16 protein-coding genes are annotated in these 18986 nt (G+C 41.8%); 7 read left to right on the forward strand and 9 right to left on the reverse strand.

The genetic code is table 11. The features are described from left to right. Nucleotides 1–275 precede the first annotated feature (275 nt). Entirely contained in the window at nucleotides 276–599 is a 324-nt protein-coding gene (locus tag AB4153_RS17560) for a hypothetical protein (protein ID WP_371998261.1), read from the forward strand. 84 nt (nucleotides 600–683) lie between these two features. Here the strand turns inward: AB4153_RS17560 and AB4153_RS17565 are convergent, their stop codons facing one another. After that, nucleotides 684–1280 (reverse strand): response regulator transcription factor, encoded by a 597-nt coding sequence (locus tag AB4153_RS17565; RefSeq protein WP_102529374.1) that lies wholly within the window; start codon nucleotides 1278–1280, stop codon nucleotides 684–686. A 205-nt stretch (nucleotides 1281–1485) separates the two neighbouring features. Here AB4153_RS17565 and AB4153_RS17570 point away from each other — a divergent pair, with 205 nt between their 5' ends. From AB4153_RS17570 to nrfD, 4 genes are all read left to right on the forward strand, one after another. Further along, entirely contained in the window at nucleotides 1486–3285 is a 1800-nt protein-coding gene (locus tag AB4153_RS17570; protein ID WP_371998262.1) for a PhnD/SsuA/transferrin family substrate-binding protein, read from the forward strand. 352 nt (nucleotides 3286–3637) lie between these two features. Then, nucleotides 3638–5914, forward strand: a complete 2277-nt coding sequence (gene phsA / locus AB4153_RS17575) for a thiosulfate reductase PhsA (RefSeq protein WP_303517062.1) — start codon at nucleotides 3638–3640, stop codon at nucleotides 5912–5914. A gap of 12 nt (nucleotides 5915–5926) precedes the next feature. Continuing rightward, nucleotides 5927–6499, forward strand: coding sequence for a 4Fe-4S dicluster domain-containing protein (locus AB4153_RS17580; RefSeq protein WP_102529371.1), 573 nt, complete (start codon nucleotides 5927–5929; stop codon nucleotides 6497–6499). Then, complete coding sequence (nrfD, locus tag AB4153_RS17585; protein WP_229371494.1) at nucleotides 6496–7443, forward strand: NrfD/PsrC family molybdoenzyme membrane anchor subunit; 948 nt, start codon at nucleotides 6496–6498, stop codon at nucleotides 7441–7443. Before AB4153_RS17580 ends, nrfD begins: the two co-directional genes overlap by 4 nt. 80 nt (nucleotides 7444–7523) lie before the next feature. Here nrfD and AB4153_RS17590 read toward each other — a convergent pair whose 3' ends face one another. From AB4153_RS17590 to trxA, 3 genes are all read right to left on the reverse strand, one after another. After that, nucleotides 7524–8216: a hypothetical protein gene (locus tag AB4153_RS17590; RefSeq protein ID WP_371998263.1), complete on the reverse strand. Its 693-nt coding sequence runs from the start codon at nucleotides 8214–8216 to the stop codon at nucleotides 7524–7526. 113 nt (nucleotides 8217–8329) lie between these two features. After that, nucleotides 8330–9595 (reverse strand): transcription termination factor Rho, encoded by a 1266-nt coding sequence (gene rho, locus AB4153_RS17595; RefSeq protein ID WP_102529368.1) that lies wholly within the window; start codon nucleotides 9593–9595, stop codon nucleotides 8330–8332. A gap of 353 nt (nucleotides 9596–9948) precedes the next feature. After that, nucleotides 9949–10275, reverse strand: coding sequence for a thioredoxin TrxA (trxA, locus tag AB4153_RS17600; RefSeq protein WP_102529367.1), 327 nt, complete (start codon nucleotides 10273–10275; stop codon nucleotides 9949–9951). A 144-nt stretch (nucleotides 10276–10419) separates the two neighbouring features. Between trxA and rhlB the strand changes: the two genes are divergently transcribed. Then, nucleotides 10420–11718 (forward strand): ATP-dependent RNA helicase RhlB, encoded by a 1299-nt coding sequence (gene rhlB / locus AB4153_RS17605; protein WP_102529366.1) that lies wholly within the window; start codon nucleotides 10420–10422, stop codon nucleotides 11716–11718. Continuing rightward, entirely contained in the window at nucleotides 11719–12654 is a 936-nt protein-coding gene (locus AB4153_RS17610) for an exopolyphosphatase (RefSeq protein WP_371998264.1), read from the forward strand. A 115-nt stretch (nucleotides 12655–12769) separates the two neighbouring features. Here the strand turns inward: AB4153_RS17610 and AB4153_RS17615 are convergent, their stop codons facing one another. From AB4153_RS17615 to AB4153_RS17635, 5 genes are all read right to left on the reverse strand, one after another. After that, nucleotides 12770–13321, reverse strand: a complete 552-nt coding sequence (locus AB4153_RS17615) for a thioredoxin family protein (RefSeq protein ID WP_371998265.1) — start codon at nucleotides 13319–13321, stop codon at nucleotides 12770–12772. Between the two features lie 187 nt (nucleotides 13322–13508). Beyond that, a complete protein-coding gene (locus tag AB4153_RS17620; protein WP_371998266.1) occupies nucleotides 13509–14129 on the reverse strand; it encodes an OmpA family protein in 621 nt (206 codons plus the stop codon). Nucleotide 14130: 1 nt separating this feature from the next. Continuing rightward, complete coding sequence (locus AB4153_RS17625) at nucleotides 14131–15426, reverse strand: TolC family outer membrane protein (RefSeq protein ID WP_371998267.1); 1296 nt, start codon at nucleotides 15424–15426, stop codon at nucleotides 14131–14133. 18 nt (nucleotides 15427–15444) lie between these two features. Beyond that, nucleotides 15445–16758: an HlyD family type I secretion periplasmic adaptor subunit gene (locus AB4153_RS17630; RefSeq protein WP_102529361.1), complete on the reverse strand. Its 1314-nt coding sequence runs from the start codon at nucleotides 16756–16758 to the stop codon at nucleotides 15445–15447. Continuing rightward, a complete protein-coding gene (locus AB4153_RS17635; RefSeq protein WP_303517059.1) occupies nucleotides 16755–18986 on the reverse strand; it encodes a type I secretion system permease/ATPase in 2232 nt (743 codons plus the stop codon). Before AB4153_RS17635 ends, AB4153_RS17630 begins: the two co-directional genes overlap by 4 nt.

Consider the following 18986-nt stretch of genomic DNA (forward strand, 5'->3'; position numbering starts at 1 on the left):
TGGGCGAAGCGCCACGACTTTGACCTTAATCCAAACGAAGTTTGGAATGAATTAGCGGGATGACGTTCATAACCAAGAGTGCATTTTATGCAATGATGGAGATTCTTTGTTTCACTCAGGCAGAGAAACTGGGAATCAGTTCTTTCTATGTTATAACTCATTGTTGATAAAGTGGTTTACTGTTAGTCTTGAGTGATTAAAGTACTGGCGACCAGTTCTTATTAAGACCGTTCTTATTCGAAATTCAACCTAATATACTGTTATGTGTAAATACTATGAAACTTAAAGTAGATTCAAAATTCTATGGTGAACGCCAAGAGATATTCACAGGTGAAATGATCGCACGAATTGCTGATCACCTTGAAGAATCTGGAGTTGAAGGCGAAAAACTGAAAGACCTCACGGGCAAGATTGCATTTGAAATTGCTAAGATGATTGATGATATATCTGGCATAAAGTTCGATGGTGTAGAAGCAAATCCACTATTAACATTCGTTTCAGGTAAAGATTACGACGAACTCATTTACAATGGCGGAAGTTCCACATGCCATGAAATGGTTCATGGAATCCTTGATGCAATGTTTAAAAAAAACACATAACAAGAGACTATGGTTGTAACTTAACGCACTTCTGACCCCAAATAAGCTTCGAACTTTATTGATTGAAGACCTCGGTAGATATCGCTAAACCAAAGGCGCTAGCTTCATTAACTCAGCAATATTCTGCACCCCAAGTTTATCCATTAGTTTTGAACGATGAACTTCGATGGTTCTGACCGCAACGCATAATTCATTCGACATTTGTTTGTTGGTATTGCCTGCAATAACCAGTTTAAAAATTTGCTTCTCACGTTCAGAAAGTCCATCTATCAAGGCTAAGTGATGCATTTTCCAGTGTTGGCGAATACTGTATAGCAGTCCTTTTTCGATGGAGTTGGATAGCACTTTTCCTTGCACTGGCTTTTGAAAGAAATCAAATGCGCCTTGTTTAAAGGCATCGACAGCCATCGGGACATCGCCGTGTCCCGTCAGAAAAATCACAGCCAACGGGCTGTTGGCTTCAGTCAGCAATTGCTGCACTTCTGGGCCAGAAAGGCCGGGCATTCTGGCATCTAAAATCACGCAACCAGCAGTAGCAAGATCCACCGAGGATAAGAACAAATCTCCTGAGTTAAAGCTAATAAGCTTATAGCCGTAACCTTCCATCAAAAAAGTAATGGAATCAATAATGGCTTCATCATCATCGACGAGATAAACAGGGCCGTTAATGTCATTTAGCATAACCGTTCCTCAATGTGGTTTTTTACAATGGCTTTCGCCATTGCTCATCAGAGTCATTCTTTGCGAAAAGTAGATGTATTATTGATAGATATCTCAGTTTGAATCGATAAGCGAACTAATTTTATATAAAGCATGAATTGCATCACGTTGCATTGTTGTTGCTCTATCGTAAGCTTATTAAACTTCTCTAATTAAGGCGTTTACTGTGCTACGAATTATCGTGTGCTTTTTACTATTGAGCTTTATTTCTTCTGCATGGGCAAAACCCCAAGAGCTACATGTGGGCGTGTTAGCTAATTGGGGAGACCAACAAGCTATCGCACGTTGGACTCCGATGATGGACTATCTTAATGAACAAGTGCCAGACACGCATTTTAACGTCTATCCAGGTAACTTTGTCGCGCTAAACCAAGCGATGGAGTCGGGGGAGATTCAGTTCATTATCACCAACCCTGGGCAATACCTTTACCTTTCTAATCAGTTCCCGCTATCTTGGCTCGCCACTATGCGCTCTCGTCGTCATAACGGTGCGACTTCTGCGATTGGATCTGCTGTTATCGTCAAAGCTGATAGTGAATACCGTACTTTGTATGACTTGAAAAACAAATCGGTTGCAGCGAGCGATCCTCATGCATTAGGCGGCTATCAAGCCACTATTGGTTTAATGCACAAATTAGGTATGGATTCTAAAAACTATTTTAAAGAAATACACTTTTTAGGTTTTCCGCTAGACCCACTTTTGTATCAGGTCCGTGATGGTAACGTAGATGCTGCGATCACGCCTTTATGTACCTTTGAAGATATGGTGGCGCGTGGGTTAATTAAGGCCGAAGAATATAGAATATTAAACCCAAGTAAGCCCAAAGGCTTTGACTGCCAATGCAGTACACACCTCTATCCTAATTGGTCGTTTGCAGCCAATGAGAGTGTTGATAATGAGCTGAGCAAAGCTATTACCCAAGCTTTGATGAAGTTGCCTTCAGATCATCCCGCAGCCATTACGGCTCAGCTGAAAGGCTGGACGTCACCTATCAGCCAGTTAGCAGTGATTCAATTATTTAGCGAACTGCATGTGGAAAACTCTGACGTTAATCGTTGGGATACGTTATTAAAATGGCTTAAAGATAATCGACATTGGGGCATATTGGCTGTTTTCTTATTTGTGGTCGCGACGGTTTATCACTTATGGATTGAGTATCGTTTTCATCAAAAAAGTGAATCGTTAGTGGCTTCAGAAAGGCAATTAAAACAACAAGAAATTGCGTTAGAGAAGTTACAAAGTGCTGCCATGATTGGCGAGATTGGTGCTGGGCTTGCCCATGAAATAAATCAGCCTATCGCGGCCATCACCAGCTATAGCGAAGGAGCATTAATGCGCCTTGAGAATAAACACCAAATGGATAAAGACACCGCCATCGAATTACTCGGTAAGATCCATCAACAATCTACGAGAGCGGGTGAAGTGGTGCATCGAATCAGGGGGTTATTAAAGCGTAAAGAAGCTGTGATGGTTGATGTGAATATTTTGACCTTAGTGGACGAAAGTATTTCGTTATTAAAGCTTGAGTTAGCGAGAAACGATATTCGCATTGATACCAATACCCAAGGCGAACCATTCTTTATCACCGCTGATCGTGTTGGTTTAATGCAAGTGCTGATTAATTTAATCAAAAACAGTATTGATGCCATCAGTGAACAAACCCAGCCAGTTCAATCAAAGCCAGCACAAGGTAAAATTGTTATTTCGATGCATTTTAAAGAGCATCAAGTAGATGTGCAGATTATTGATAATGGACCAGGGCTACCACAAAACTCTGATGCATTAATGGCGACCTTTTTTACCACTAAAGAAAATGGTTTAGGTTTAGGGCTAGCAATTTGTAATGAGGTGATGAAGGAGCACGAAGGTACTTTTCGATTAGATAATCGTGAAGATGACATAACAGGTTGTGTGGCCACATTGGGATTAAAGAAGAGGGGCAGTCAGCAAAAAGTTGTGAGTTAACTGAGTGAGTTTGAGCGCTAAATATAAATGCGTAATAAGAGATCGTACATACGCTGATTTATAGCCGATAAACGCTAGTTTTGTGCATTAATTCATATTTTTTAGCGATATGTGGTTAACCACAATAGCGTTATTTTGTGATTGCAGTAGGCGGTTTTTTAAACCGTGAACCCAATCACAATGCACGATGTAGACGAGTGAGTATGTGGTTTACCACAATATTCAAGGTGATTTCCTTGAGTGAGAATGATGAAAACCTTAGAACAGCTTAACAGCTTGGCAATCCAGTTTTTTGGATAATGCGAACGCCGTTTCATGTTCTTGGTCATTATTGTCATTTGGGAGATACACCATGAAACTAGATCGGCGAACCTTTATCAAAGGCGCAGGCGCAGGTACCGCAGGTTGTGCCCTTGCTGCTTTGCCCGGCTCGATTGCCGCCTTAGGCAGTGTCACAGTTCAAGGCAGTGAAGAGTCTATCGCAAGTAGTTGCGAAATGTGTTCTACACGCTGTCCAATATCAGCCAGAGTGGTTAACGGCAAAAACGTATCCATTCTCGGTAATAAAAAAGCCAAATCATTTGGTGGTGCAGTTTGTGCTCGCGGTGGTGCTGGTCATAGTTTACTTTACGATAAGCAACGTATTGTTAAACCGCTGAAGCGAGTGGGTGAACGTGGTGAAGGTAAATGGGCAGAAATCGAGTGGGATGAAGCCTATAGTCTGATTGCTGAAAACCTCAATAAAATTAAAGCCAAACATGGTGCTGAGTCTGTTGCTTTTTCGTCTAAATCTGGCTCACTTGAAGGCCATCTTTTCCACCTAGCAAAATCCTTTGGTAGTCCTAATACTTTCACCCATGCCTCAACGTGTCCTGCGGGTTATGTGGTTGCGGCTAAAGCCATTTTTGGTGGCAAAATCAAGCGTGATTTAAGTAATTCAAAGTACATCATTAATTTTGGTCATAACTTGTATGAAGGCATCAACATGTCTGAAACTCGAGGAATGATGAATGCCCAAATGGAAAAGGGTGCAAAGCTAGTCGTATTTGAACCGCGCTTTTCTATCGTGGCAGACAAAGCTGATGAGTGGTACGCGATTAAGCCAGGCACTGATGTCGCGGTTGCGTTGGCCATGTGTCATACGCTTATTCATGATGATTTGTACGATAAAGATTTTGTCGCAAAATACGTTGAAGGCTTCGATGAATTTGCTAAAGAAGTTAAAAACTACACCCCAGAGTGGGCTGAAGCGATCAGTGATGTCCCAGCAGAAGATATTCGCCGTATAACCCATGAATACGCTGCTGCAGCGCCACATGTATTAGTGGATTTCGGGCATCGTTCGTCATTCACAACAGAAGAGTTTGAAATGCGCCGTGCGTTATACGCTGCCAATGTTCTGGTGGGTAACATTGAACGTAAAGGTGGTTTGTACTTCGGTAAAAAAGCATCGAATTATAATAAGTTTGCTGGTGAAACGGTTGCACCAACCTTATCTAAGCCAGGGGTTAAAAACCTGCCTAAAATCGAAGCGAAGCGCATCGATATGGTGGATGAGCAATATTCCATGTTGTGGTCATCAGGCGGAATTTATCAAACAATTCTGGATGCAACCCTTGATGCTGTGCCGTACCAGCTTCATGGCTGGGTAATGAGCCGTACTAATCCAATGCAAACCATGACAGATAGAGCGCGCATTGTTGAATCAATGCAGAAGCTAGATTTTGTGGTGGCGTGTGATTTGTACATTACTGAGAGCGCAGCTTACGCCGATGTATTCTTGCCTGAATCAACCTATCTTGAACGTGATGAAGAAATTAAAGATAAGTCAGGTAAAAATCCTGCTTATTACGTGCGTCAACGAGTGGTGGATACCATTGGTGATACCAAACCAAGCTGGCAGATCTGGAAAGAGGTGGCTGACAAATTAGGTCAAGGTGAATACTTCCCTTGGGAAAATATGCAGACCTTACAGATGTTCCAAGTGAACAAAGACGTTAAATTATTAGACAAGATTAAGCGTGATGGTTGGGTCAGCTACGGTAAACCGTTAATGCTGCGTGAACCAAGCATGGTAAATACGTTTGTGTCTGAATATCCCAATGCCATTACACCTGATGAAGATTCCACTTATGCCAGTCATCTGAGCTTCAAAACTCCTTCAGGCAAGATTGAATTGAGCTCTAATAAGGTCGAAAAAATGGCGCCTGGCCGCGGAGTGATTAAATATCGCGAAGTGACCATGAAAAAAGCTGATGAGCTGTTTTTCATTCAAGGTAAAGTGGCGGTTCACACCAATGGTGCGACTCAAAATGTACCTATCTTAGCGAATTTGATGTCTGATAACGCCCTTTGGATCCATCCAATTACAGCCGGACACATGGGCATTTCTAGCGGTGATAAGATTCGAATTTTCAACGACACTGGCAGTGAAGAGGGTCATGCTCTGGTCACGCCTGGTATTCGCCCAGACACCGTATTTGCTTATATGGGCTGCGGTTCTAAAAACAAAGAGCTTGCACGTGCTACCGGTAAAGGTATTCATTGCGGCAACTTACTTCCTCACGTTACGTCTCCGGTTACTGGCATGAACTTGCACACTACCGGCGTCAAAATAGCCAAGATTTAATCGGAGTTCATTATGACTAAACGTTATGTCCTTGTGCACGATGAAAACAAGTGCATTGGCTGCCAAGCGTGTAATGTCGCTTGTCGCAGTGAAAATAATGTCCCTGAGTCGGTGACCCGTATTCAGGTTCGCGTTGAGGGGCCTTATGGCAACTTTCCTCACCTTCATTTTAAATATAATCGCGTTTCATGTGAGCAGTGTGAGAATGCTCCGTGTGTGAAAGTCTGCCCAACTGGCGCGGCCTACGTCAATGATGATGGCATTGTGTCTATCAATGAAGGTAAGTGTGTTGGTTGCTTGTACTGCGTTGCTGCTTGCCCTTACAAAGTGCGCTTTATTAACCCTGAAACCCGAGTGCCAGACAAGTGCGACTTTTGTAAAGAGACCCGCTTAGCTCGCGGTGAAGAGCCAGCTTGTGTCACGGTTTGTCCCACTCAAGCACTGACTTTTGGTGATGCCAATGATTTAACCTCAGAAGTCAGTCAGTTATTAGACACTAAAAATCATTATCAACAAAAAGTGAATCTAGGCACAGAGCCAAGGGTTTATCGCATTCCTAGCCGTAAAGGAGGGATCAAAGCATGAATAATATCTGGGGCTCAATGGAGCAATATGATCCAGTCGTTTGGAACTGGATAATCGCAGTTTACTTATTTATGGCAGGGTTATCAGCGGGTTCAATGCTGGTGGCAATAGGGCTTAAATGGTACAGGCAAAGTCGTGGCTTACCCACTGAAGGCTTACCAGTTATCAAGGCTGCAGCTGTTGTTGGACCGATCTCTATTTGTGTCGGTATGGCGTTGTTAATGCTTGACTTGACTAAGCCATTTGAGTTTTATCATATTTTACTCAACTACAACTTTACTTCAGTAATGGCTTGGGGGGTATTAGCGTTATTATTTTATATCCCGCTGGTATTTGTATTTGCAGGTTTAGTTTTTGAAAAACCGTTACTGCAATATGCGCCATGGTTATCGGGTGTGGTAAAGGTGTGTCGCAAGCTTGAAAATAGTCTGAATAAGTTGATTTTTGTACTGGCGATAGGAGTTGGGATTTACACTGGTTTCTTACTCTCTGCGTTAATTAGCTACCCGATTTTAAATACCGCTGTGTTACCTGCGTTATTTTTAGCATCGGCGCTGTCTGTGGGTTCGGCGGGTAATATCTTAGTGGCCACCTTGTTCTTCAGTAAAAAAGAGTCTGACTGTATTGAGCAAGTACACCGCATTGAATACCCTGTCGCATTCAATGAAGCCTTATGTTTAGTCTTGCTGTTTGTTGGTCTTAACTTTTCAGGTCCAGCAGCTCAGGCGGCAACAGCGGCTATTACGACTGGGACTTGGGCTAGCGTATTCTGGCTAGGTGTTGTCGGACTTGGTCTAGTGGTCCCTGTACTTGCTAGTACATTAGCACCTAAGTCATGGCGTCATACTAAGGGCTTTTTAATTACGGTTTCTTGTAGCACGATTTTAGGAGTGTTAGCACTACGACATTTCGTGGTGTATGCAGGCCAAAGTTATATTAGTTAGTCTGTTTAAAATTTAGGAATTTAACCCTCAAAAAGCCGCTTAATGATTGTTAAGCGGCTTTTTATTACTGAATTATGAGCTTAGAGCGCTGTCGCTGAATCAGTGGTGATGACATTTGGTGATTGTTGAATTTGAGCTTTTAATGCTGGATCAGATAAGATTTGCAATAACTGATCTCGATATGCTCTCAATACGTTATTTTGTGGCGATTCATCAGCCTTTTCATCAACTACGTCTCTTTCTTTGAGGTTTGCTTGATGCGATAGACCCTGATCCTTATCAAATAAATAAGTATTTACTTCGGTATCAAAGCTAAACGACGATACCCAATTTAAATTGATACTGAAAAACCACTCTTGTAAATCAAGTACAAGAAGGTGTTGTGATTCTTGTTCTACTAGTACATCACTCGCAATTGTTTCAGTTGGTACAGCATCTAAATCTGCCGGTTTTACCTGCCAACCTTTATCCGTTAATCCGAGAACAATTCTTTTTTGTAGCCATTCACTTAGAGTAAGTGATTTGTCATCTTTTTCTGTGGCAAGTAATGCATCAACATTCCAATCTACAGGAATGCCAAATGTTACATGTGCTCGGCCAATAAAGGTTTCAGGTTTACCTTCTTTAACTCTTTTTCGGTTATCAATAACGCTGATTAAAATGGGTTGTTGATTCTTATACTCAGGGGAAGGGCTTTGTTCTTGTAGATTGATAGGAGTAACACAACCTGTAAGCGTAACAATGGTGAAAAACACCAAGATAAATTTAAACACATCAAATCCTTTTTGTTTGTTAATTATTAGTTAATCCATTTAATTCTACATAAAAAAATGCCGTTAATTCAATGGAATTAACGGCATTTTCAGAATTTGCTTATAAAAACGAATTAGCTTTTAGCGCGCTTCATTGCAGTGAAGAACTCATCGTTTGTTTTGGTCATAGCCAATTTATCGATAAGGAATTCCATACCTGATACTTCATCCATAGGATTAAGGATTTTACGTAAAATCCACATTTTTTGAAGTTCGTCTGGTGTGGTGAGTTTTTCTTCGCGACGTGTACCTGAACGGTTAAAGTCGATTGCAGGGAAAACACGTTTTTCAGCTGCTTTACGAGAAAGGTGTAACTCTTGGTTACCTGTACCTTTAAATTCTTCGTAAATAACTTCATCCATCTTAGAGCCAGTATCAACTAGCGCTGTTGCGATAATGGTTAAGCTGCCACCGTGTTCGATGTTACGAGCTGCACCAAAGAAACGCTTTGGACGATGAAGTGCGTTGGCATCAACACCACCGGTAAGTACTTTACCTGATGATGGGATAACCGTGTTGTAAGCACGAGCAAGACGCGTGATTGAGTCTAATAAGATAACGACATCTTTCTTATGCTCAACTAAACGTTTGGCTTTCTCGATAACCATTTCAGCCACTTGTACGTGACGTGATGCTGGCTCATCGAAAGTAGAAGCAATAACTTCACCTTTAACCATGCGCTGCATTTCGGTTACTTCTTCAGGACGTTCGTCGATTAGCAATACCATTAACACCACTTCTGGGTTGTTATGGGTAATGCTTTGTGCCATGTTCTGTAGCAGTAAGGTTTTACCTGCTTTTGGCGGTGCAACGATCAAACCACGCTGACCTTTACCAATCGGAGAACATAAATCAAGAATTCGTGAAGTGATGTCTTCAGTAGAACCGTTACCGCGTTCCATGCGTAGACGATCTTCAGCATGTAGTGGGGTAAGGTTTTCGAATAAGATTTTAGAGCGAGAATTTTCAGGTTTGTCGAAGTTAACTTCGTTGACTTTTAGCAGAGCAAAATAGCGTTCACCGTCTTTTGGTGGGCGGATTTTACCAAAAATGGTATCACCGGTACGCATATTGAAGCGTCTGATCTGGCTTGGCGAGACATAAATGTCATCTGGGCCAGCTAGGTAAGAACCATCCGAACTTCTTAGAAATCCAAAGCCATCTTGGAGGATTTCTAATACGCCGCCACCAAAGATATCTTCACCGCTTTTGGCGTGGGCTTTCAGAATGGAGAAAATGATGTCCTGCTTGCGAGCACGGGCCATATTTTCTAATTTCATGCTTTCTGCTAGTGAAACTAGGTCTGATATAGACGTGTCTTTTAATTCAGTTAAATTCATGTTGGGGGTCTTGTATTACGCGACGATGCTTACCGCAATCAATCAAAGGGTAGAACAATGTAGAAATGTGTGATTGAAAAGCGAGTAGGAGTTTAGTTGAAAAAATCTGATGAATAAATTAGCACTATATCTGCATGACGTCCAGAATTTTAGCGAGAAATCGGCACAAATTGTTCACATATTGTGCCGATTATCACTTTTCAAGCTTAAAATGCGCAGCAATGTCATAAGGTGTATCGGTTGAGTTAACTAAATATTGTTAGTTTTTAAACAATAGCGAACTAACCGTGTTAGCTCGTTATGAATAATATTCAACTTTCAATCAACAGCTGTCATTTTAATGAGAGGCTTGATTAAGCTTGTGCGTCAATAAACTCTTTTAATTGAGTCTTTGATAATGCACCTACTTTAGTGGCAACTAACTCGCCGCCTTTGAACATTAATAATGTCGGGATGCCACGTACACCGTACTTAGCAGGTGATACATTATTTTGGTCAACGTTAAGTTTAGCTACAGTGATCTTACCCGCGTACTCTTCAGCTACGTCGTCTAAGATTGGCGCAATCATTTTACAAGGACCACACCATTCAGCCCAGAAGTCTACCAATACAGGCAATTCTGAGTTAATGACGTCATTTTCGAAGCTGTCATCGCTTAGGTATACAATTTTATCGCTCATGTAAATCTCCAGATTTGGCACCATTGCTAGTTTATTAATGGCTTACCATGTATATTGGGGCGGTTAAATAGTTTTCAAGTAAACGTGTGGGCTATTTCAAACGATTAAGTCTTTTTTTGCAACACTAACGAGTATGCTTGAGCTATGAGCGAAACACATTTATCTACCCAAAAGTTTGCTGACTTCCCTTTGAAACCAGAGGTAATTCAGGCTTTAAACGAAAATGGCTTTGAATTTTGTACGCCAATTCAGGCGTTATCTCTTCCCATTTTATTGCAACAAAAAGATATTGCAGGTCAGGCACAAACAGGTACTGGCAAAACAATGGCTTTTTTGGTTGCCACATTTAACCATCTTTTATCGGTTGCCATACCAGAAGGGCGACAAATTAATCAGCCACGTTCAATTATTATGGCGCCGACTCGCGAATTAGCGATTCAGATTGCAAAAGATGCCAAATTATTAGAAAAACATACTGGCTTAAAGGTTGGTATTGTCTACGGTGGCGAAAGTTACGATGTTCAACGTCAAGTGCTTGATGCTGGTGTTGATATTCTTATTGGTACCACTGGCCGTATTATCGATTATGTTCGTCAAGGTGTGATCAGTTTGAATTCAATTCAAGCGGTTGTACTTGATGAAGCTGATCGTATGTTCGATTTAGGCTTTATTAAGGACATTCGTTTCTTGTTTAGACGTATGCCTGATGCCAAGTCTCGCTTGAACATGTTGTATTCAGCAACATTATCAATGAAGGTGCAAGAACTGGCTTATGATCATATGAATGATCCTGAGAAAGTTGAAATTGCCCCTGAGCAAAAAACATCTAAGAACATTAAAGAAGAAATTTTCTACCCTTCAACAGATGACAAAATGCGTCTGTTATTAACCTTGCTAGAAGAAGATTGGCCTGAAAAAGCGATCATTTTCTCAAATACCAAGCACAGCTGTGAAAAAGTTTGGTCATGGTTAGAAGGTGATGGACATCGCGTTGGTTTACTGACTGGTGATGTGCCGCAAAAGAAACGTATCCGTATTCTTGAGCAATTTACTTCAGGTGCACTTGATTTATTAGTGGCAACGGATGTTGCTGCTCGTGGTCTACATATTTCTGATGTATCTCATGTGTATAACTATGATTTACCAGATGATTGTGAAGATTATGTTCACCGTATTGGCCGTACAGGTCGTGCGGGTCAAAAAGGCGTTTCGGTGAGTTTTGCATGTGAAGAATATGCACTGAACCTGCCTGCAATTGAAACGTATATATCACATTCAATTCCTGTGACGAATTACGATCGTGAAGCATTACTAGATGATTTACCGCCTCCAGTGCGTATTCATCGTAAGCACCCTACGACGCGTGGTCGTGACGGTGGCAATCGTAATGGTGCACATCGCAGTGGTGGTCGTCCACCTCAAAGGAATCGCAGACACTCGTAAATGACTGGTTCAGCTACATTACCTTGTTACGCCGCGATAACGCTTGGCTCAAATAGCTTTAATATGTTGGTTGCCCAAACATTGGATGGCCAGCCAACAATTATTGCTAAATATAAGCAGAAAGTGCGTTTGGCAGAAGGTATTGGCGAGGATAATCGCTTAGCTGAAGCAGTATTACAACGTGGTTTGGATTGCTTATCCATGTTTGCTGAGATGCTTGAAAAGCATCAAGTCGCTCAGCAACATGTCGCTGTTTTTGCAACAGCAACCCTTCGTGTTATCTCAAATGCCCAAGAATTCCATCAACGCTCGTTACCGATTTTAGGTCATCCTATTGAAGTGATTAGCGGCCTGCGTGAAGCTGAACTCATTTATCAAGGTATGGCAGCCACCACTGAAGGTGATGGTCAACGTTTGGTGATTGATATTGGTGGTGCTAGCACTGAGTTTATTATCGGTAATGGCAATCAAGTGCTATTTAAAACCAGTTTAGACTTTGGCTGTGTTCGCTTTAATCAACAGTTTTTCAATCAAGTCCCTTATCAACTTTATCATTTCGAACAAGCCAAATTAGCCGTATCAAAGGCGCTTGAACCGCATAGCGAGTTATTGAGGGAATTAGGTTGGCAAGGCGTTGTAGGCGCCTCTGGCGCAGTACAGTCGGTTGTATCTGTGCTTAATCATCGTGAATTATCAGAAATCATTACCTTAAAGGTGTTATACCGTTTTCGTGATGAGGTTTTAGCGCAAAAGAATGAATCTCTGCATCATATTCAGGGTTTATCTGAAGATAAAGCACCAACGTTTGCATCAGGTATTGCTATTTTAATCGCCCTGTTTGAACTGCTGGATATCGAATCGCTTAACCTTTCTGGCGGTGCGCTGCGAGAAGGCGTATTGACCATGTTAGCTGAACGAGTTGAGCAAACTGAATAAGCTATTTCATCGTTTTCATTCCCCAAAAACAGCAGTAAAAGAATACAAAAAAGGGACGCTAACTTACGTTAGCGTCCCTTTTTGATTATCAATTAATCAGATGCTTAAATACTGATTACTTAACGATGTTCAGTAAATCTTGCTCTAAAGTCACTTCAGGGCTTTCTACAATGCGGCCAATTTCTTTATCGTCTTGCTCTACGATGAAGGTTGGTATACGGCTGAACTCATAGTTAGCAGCTAAGCCTTCTGGATCTAATTTGCTGCGATCTACACCTATGTAAGTGACGGTGATATTTGGGTTAGCAACTTCTTCAATTAGCTTCATGAAACGTGGTGTTTCACGGTGACAATCTGGGCACCAAGTACCGATAATAACGACAACATTAGTTGGAGTGTCGATTGCTTTTAATGCTGAAATTGCATCTGCATTAGTTTGGTAGTTTTCGTACTCTGCTGCGTAACCTGGTAAATCTTTTTCAAGTGCTGAAATTTCAACAATGCCAGTGATAATCACTTCTTGTTTCTCCTCGCTGCATGTCGCCATGAAGCCTGATTGCTCTTCATCAAATGCACAGCCGCTGTTTGCTACTGCTGTACCTGTAATCAAATGACTACTGAAAAATAGAGCCGTTGTGGCTAGTAATGTTTTAACGCTTTTATGCATGATAAGGCCTCATGAATGAAGAATACAATAATTCAATCATTTCGGCGTAAGTTAGTGAAGTCGAATATGCTCGGCGTGTTAGCTAGATCACTGATAAGGGCAATAATTCAAACATAACTTTGAACTTGCCCTGTAATCAAAAAAAGACCCAGCATGGCAGCATTTTTAATAATATTTTTTATTTATATTATATGCCAGTAGCTTTACTTGGCTTAGGTTTAGCTACTTTTTCTGTTGAAAAAATATGCCAAGCTTTTTCAATACCTGACTCCTGCCATTTAGCAACTGCAACTAAGCGATGTTCGCGACCTCTGATGGCGTTTGGGATCATGTTAGATTCAAAATATACTTGTGAGGTAATTTGTTGCTCATTAATGCCTTGAGCTACGATTATTCGCGTGATTTCAGCGGCGCGTTTTTTAGCGAGTTCATGGTTATAGGCATCACTGCCTTCAGGGCTGGTGTCACCGATTAAGTATATTCTTGCATCTTGATAATGTTTAACAGCATTGACCATTTTTGCCAATCGTTCTGATTCATAAGTGGTTAACGTGTGCTTATCAAACTCAAACATCACCACTCTACTGGCTTGTTTTTCTACTGTGGTTGAGCTTTCACAGCCATCATTATTGATAACTGAGCCATCAGGAGTACTTAGGCATAGATCGCGTGCGGTAATCACACCATCTGTATCCAAATCGTATAAATCACGACTTTGTTGTTCAACAAGGGCTGGGCGCGGTGTTTCTATACAAGCGCTGAGTGTTAGGGCAAGTAGGCAAAGTGGCAGTAAGTTAATTGATTTCATGTTACTTCTCCTCTTGCCATTGGTTAGGGGTGTCGACCCTAAATGATTCGATCAGTTGCCCTGTCGCGTTAATTAAGCGATAGGCCGCAATGTGATAATTGTAATAAGCACTAAGGTAGTTTTTGCGCGCAAGATACACTTCGACTTTGGCATCGAGGACATCAAGCAATGAACGTCTGCCAAGTTCAAACTGGCGTTGATATCCTTGTTCTGCCTGCACAGCCTGATCGACATTTACTTGATAGAATTTACGTTGCTGACCGACAAATTCGTATGAATTCCAAGCTAGGCGAGTGCCTTCTATCACTTGCTTTTCGGTTTGCTGACGAATGGATTTAGCTTGCTGAACTTGCCAAGCTGCGGCTTCTGCTCGGTCATTGGTTGAGCCGCCGTTATACAAATCATAGCTCAGCATTAACATGGCTCTAGCGTCTTCATCAGGGCCTTCAATTCCGCCAATATTGTCATTTTTGTTGGCTTGTAGCTCGATTGATAGCTTAGGCCAATAATCACTTTTTTCGCGCTCATATTGAGATGAGGCTGCTTGAGTGTCATTGATTGCAGCATCGATTTCAGGGTGATTCTTAACTGCTTGTTCAAGCGCTAATTTTAATGTGGTAGGCACATAATTAAAGTCAGGTTTAGCATTATATAAATCTACCGGAAGTTGCCCGACAAGATCATAATACTTAGCTTGTAAATCCATTTGCTGATTGCGTGCTGCGAGATAACCCGATTGACTGGTTGCCACGCGCGCTTTAACTTGAGCGACATCAGATTCACTGCTTAAGCCTTTATTTTGACGTAAAATGATATCCTTAAGGATATCTTTATGTTCTTCAATATTGCGCTCAGCGAGGCCGACAATACGGTTTGCTTCGACTAGGTTTAAGTAAACGGTGGCGACTTCTAGTGACAAGTTTTCCGCTTCAGAAATCAATCCGAAACGTTCTGCTTCTTGCTCAAATTCAAGTCGGTCTATTTCAGATGTAGTTCTAAAACCATCGAACAAAAGTTGCGAGACTTTTACACCGAGTTCAGTGCGGTTTAAATCTGTGTCTACTCGTTGTCCGCTGTTATAGCGCACTTCTTCATAGCCAACTCCACCATAGAGTTTAACTTGAGGAAGATAATCACCCACAGCGGCTTTTTTATAACGAACTGCGGCTTCAAAGCTGGCATATTTTTGCTGCAATCTTGGATGGTGATTTATCGCTTCTGCTACTGATTGTTCCAACGTCAGTGCTTGTGCCTGTGTTGATATTACTAAAGCAGAAATGAATAACAGTTTTTGCATAGTATCCTTACCTTTACCTTACGGTTCTCGTAGCGCATTTGCTCTGGCCCGCAATAGCGGTTTTAGCCAGTAATTTAAGACGGTTTTATTGCCAGTTAAAATATCGGTTGAGGCTTGCATGCCTGAAATAATTGGCCAGCCGTTCAGTTGGTTTTCATCAGTTTGAATATGGGCTTCATAGTAAGTTGTGCCATCTTCAAGTTGTTGTGCATCAGGGCTGACGTATATGACCTCACCTTTAATACCACCGTATATCACAAAGTCATAAGCCGTAAATTTCACCATTGCTTTTAAGCCTTTATGAACAAAAGCAATGTCCTTGGGCGCGATATGACTTTCGATAATGAGTTGGTCATCTTGAGGGACGACTTCCATGAGTACTTGGCCTGGTTCTACCACTTGCCCTGCTGATCGCACGACAATATTAGACACGCTGCCCGAAACGGGACTGGTAATTTGGGTACGTTCCAGCCTGTCGGCTAGGGCTTTCATATTTTCGGTTAATGCAGATAATTCATTACTGGTTTTATTGCGCTCATCAGTGGTGCGGTTAACAAAATCGAGTGCGACATTTCGGCGCTCTGCCACTGCTTGACTGATGGCGGCTTTAAGTTGCCTTTCACTGGCTTGTGATGCTGATAATTCTCCTTGCAGTCTTACTGCATCACGCTCAAGTTTTAATAACTCTAACTCTGCTACAGCGCCTTCACCAACAGCCTCACGGGTCATGCGAATTTCTTGTTTTGCCATCGTAAGCCCACTGCGCTGAGCATTGATATTAATGTTCACTTCTTCTTTTGCTTGGCGTTTTTGCTCAACTATTTGGGCGGTTTGATCTAGCTGTGAAATTAATTGCGATAGCTGCGAGTTATATATTGCCTGTGATCGTCTGTTTGCTGAGCTGTCGGCAATATCAAACTGTTGTGGGGTAATTTGTACTTGTGAAAACCATAATGCTTGGGTGTCATCAATAAGGACACTATCGAGTAAGGCTTCGAGTCGAGTTAGTTGGTTTTTAAGCGCCACACTATTTAATCTGGCTTCATGAAATGCTGAAGCAAATCTGAGTTCATCGATAACTAATAGGGTTTGTCCTGCGATGACGGTATCGCCTTCTTTAACAAGGATCTCTTTTAAACTGCCACCGTCTAAACTCTCAATTTGTTGCACTGCAGAGGCGGGAACTACTTTGCCTTCACCGACGACAACTTCTTCTAATGTCGCAAAAGCTGCCCAAATGAGTGTGAAACAGAGTAAGCCAAATGTGAGTAATATGACTCGGTTGGCTCGTTTAGCTCCTTCAAGGTGTTTTATATGTAAGTTTGCACTCATGATTTCACCTCACTTATCTTTGAGGTATTCGTTTTTGAAGCACTTGTATTTGAAGTGTGAGCCTTTGAGTTGCTGGTGTTGCGAACGTTAACCGCTTTGATACGACGTTTATTAGGTTCAAGTAACTCGGCAGCAGATTTCTCGCCAATAATGGCACCTTTATCCATCACAATAATACGGTCGCAAAGGCTAAGCACTTTTGGATTGTGTGACGAAATGAGCATAGTGCAGTTTTGAGTATTCATTTTTAAACTGCTAATAATTTGGGTTTCACTGCGTTCATCCATGGCGCTGGTGGGTTCATCAAGGATCAATAAAGTCGGCTGGCGAAGTAGGGTACGGCAAAGGGCTATAGCTTGACGTTGGCCACCTGATAGCTGACGACCAAACTCACCTACTTGGCTATTAAGGCCGCTTCCAAGCCGATCCATGAGCTTATCAATGCCTGTACTCATCATGGTTTGTGCTAGCAAGGTTTCATCCACTTGGCCGATACCGTAAAGCAAATTATCAAGCACTGTGCCATAGACTAAGTTAGGTTGTTGGCTCATATAACCAATATGGTCACGGAGCCTGCCGACTGACCATTGTTGAGCTTCCAATTGGTTATAAAACAGTTGACCTTCACTGAGTTGATATTGGCCTGCTATCAGCGCCATGAGCGTTGATTTTCCTGCACCAGCAGGACCATAAAATCCGACCTTTTCACCCGCTTTAATATCAAGAGATACATCGTTAAATGCTGACAGGGGTTGTTCAGGGTAACTAAAGCTTGCACCACGAAGGTTAAGGCTGCCATTGAAAGGGAATTGCGCCACATTTAATGATTGCTGTTGGTTCTCTTGCGGTAACTCTAAAATAGATTCAACGGAGGTAATCGCAGATCGAGTTTGCTGATATTTAAGTAACAACATGGCGATTTGATTAATGGCGCTGGAAGCTCTGCCGCTTAACATTACGATGGCGATTAAGCCCCCCATACTTAAGTTGCCTTGGTGGATCTGATATACCCCAGTGATGATTAAGCCAATTGACACTAACTGTTGGCAATTCATCACGCTATGACTAAGGGTATTAGAGCTAATACGAGATTCATTTTGCCAGTCAGCTAGACTGCTGACGGTTTCATTCCAGACTCTCGAGGCTTTTGCTTGACCGTTATTTTGTTTTATTTCTGCCAGCATATTTAAGCTTTCAACAAGATGAGCTTGGCGCTGAGTTGATAGCTTTGATGATTCTTCGATGGTTACTGATAAGCGCTTTTGCATGAAAACACTCAGCAAAATGAGCACGACCATGCAGGTCAGTGGCACAAACACCATGACACCACCAAGCCAAGCAATTAACACCAGAAATAATAAGGTGAAGGGTAAATCCACTGCAGTGACGAGAGTGACAGAGGTGATGAAATCACGAATGCTGTCAAATTCTTGCAGCTGTTTTGCAAATGCACCTGAAGAAGCTGGACGGTTTTCTAATCGCATGCCGATGACTTTTTCAAATAAGGTTGATGACAGTTTTATATCAACCTGTTTACCAGCAACGTCTGCTAAACGTGTTCTGGCTTGGCGTAATAGCCAGTCAAATACAATGGCAATTGACGCGCCACTGGCGAGTACCCATAGAGTATCGATAGCTTGGTTGGGTACGACGCGGTCATAAACATTCATGGTAAATAGCGGGGTGACTAATGCCAGCAAGTTAATCGCTAACGAGCCGATTAAAAAGCTGCCATAAAAGGGTTTTACTTCATCAAATGCCGCTAAAAGCCAATGCCTTTTAGTGTCTTTATGGTGTTCAGTACCGCGCTCATCAAGTTGTTCTATGGGCTTGATGTACCAGCAATGGGCTGACTTGGATTTAAATTGCGCTGCGAACTGTTTTTCATTTATTTGAGTGTGTTGACCTTGCATATTAACAAGGATTAATGCGCCTTGCTGTTTTTCTGATGCAAAGTAGACCTGGTTGTGTTGATCAAATATGATTGCGGGCAAAGCTAAATGATTAAAGCTTAATGCTTGGGGCGCACTATCAACATTAATTTGTTTGAGTAAATCACTTAGCTGAAGTGCCCGTTGTTCTTCGCCGCTGTTAATAGGATGGGCGGATAAGGTTTTAGAAAGACTTTCTGAGGAAATAGGCAGGCCAAAATGAGCCTTAATCAGTGTCAGTAAACTGATTAAGGCTTGATGATTAGCTTGTTGTTTAGCGCTTTCATTTGCTGACAT

The organism is Shewanella sp. 10N.286.52.E4, from assembly GCF_041468785.1.
Classification (GTDB): domain Bacteria; phylum Pseudomonadota; class Gammaproteobacteria; order Enterobacterales; family Shewanellaceae; genus Shewanella; species Shewanella electrodiphila.

What these genes read in the sequence shown, in the direction of transcription:
- AB4153_RS17560 (WP_371998261.1), top strand. Translation starts at nt 276, where the DNA reads ATGAAACTTAAAGTAGATTCAAAATTCTATGGTGAACGCCAAGAGATA.
- AB4153_RS17565 (WP_102529374.1), bottom strand. Translation starts at nt 1,280, where the DNA reads ATGCTAAATGACATTAACGGCCCTGTTTATCTCGTCGATGATGATGAA.
- phsA (WP_303517062.1), top strand. Translation starts at nt 3,638, where the DNA reads ATGAAACTAGATCGGCGAACCTTTATCAAAGGCGCAGGCGCAGGTACC.
- AB4153_RS17580 (WP_102529371.1), top strand. Translation starts at nt 5,927, where the DNA reads ATGACTAAACGTTATGTCCTTGTGCACGATGAAAACAAGTGCATTGGC.
- nrfD (WP_229371494.1), top strand. Translation starts at nt 6,496, where the DNA reads ATGAATAATATCTGGGGCTCAATGGAGCAATATGATCCAGTCGTTTGG.
- rho (WP_102529368.1), bottom strand. Translation starts at nt 9,595, where the DNA reads ATGAATTTAACTGAATTAAAAGACACGTCTATATCAGACCTAGTTTCA.
- trxA (WP_102529367.1), bottom strand. Translation starts at nt 10,275, where the DNA reads ATGAGCGATAAAATTGTATACCTAAGCGATGACAGCTTCGAAAATGAC.
- rhlB (WP_102529366.1), top strand. Translation starts at nt 10,420, where the DNA reads ATGAGCGAAACACATTTATCTACCCAAAAGTTTGCTGACTTCCCTTTG.
- AB4153_RS17610 (WP_371998264.1), top strand. Translation starts at nt 11,719, where the DNA reads ATGACTGGTTCAGCTACATTACCTTGTTACGCCGCGATAACGCTTGGC.
- AB4153_RS17615 (WP_371998265.1), bottom strand. Translation starts at nt 13,321, where the DNA reads ATGCATAAAAGCGTTAAAACATTACTAGCCACAACGGCTCTATTTTTC.
- AB4153_RS17620 (WP_371998266.1), bottom strand. Translation starts at nt 14,129, where the DNA reads ATGAAATCAATTAACTTACTGCCACTTTGCCTACTTGCCCTAACACTC.
- AB4153_RS17625 (WP_371998267.1), bottom strand. Translation starts at nt 15,426, where the DNA reads ATGCAAAAACTGTTATTCATTTCTGCTTTAGTAATATCAACACAGGCA.
- AB4153_RS17630 (WP_102529361.1), bottom strand. Translation starts at nt 16,758, where the DNA reads ATGAGTGCAAACTTACATATAAAACACCTTGAAGGAGCTAAACGAGCC.
- AB4153_RS17635 (WP_303517059.1), bottom strand. Translation starts at nt 18,986, where the DNA reads ATGTCAGCAAATGAAAGCGCTAAACAACAAGCTAATCATCAAGCCTTA.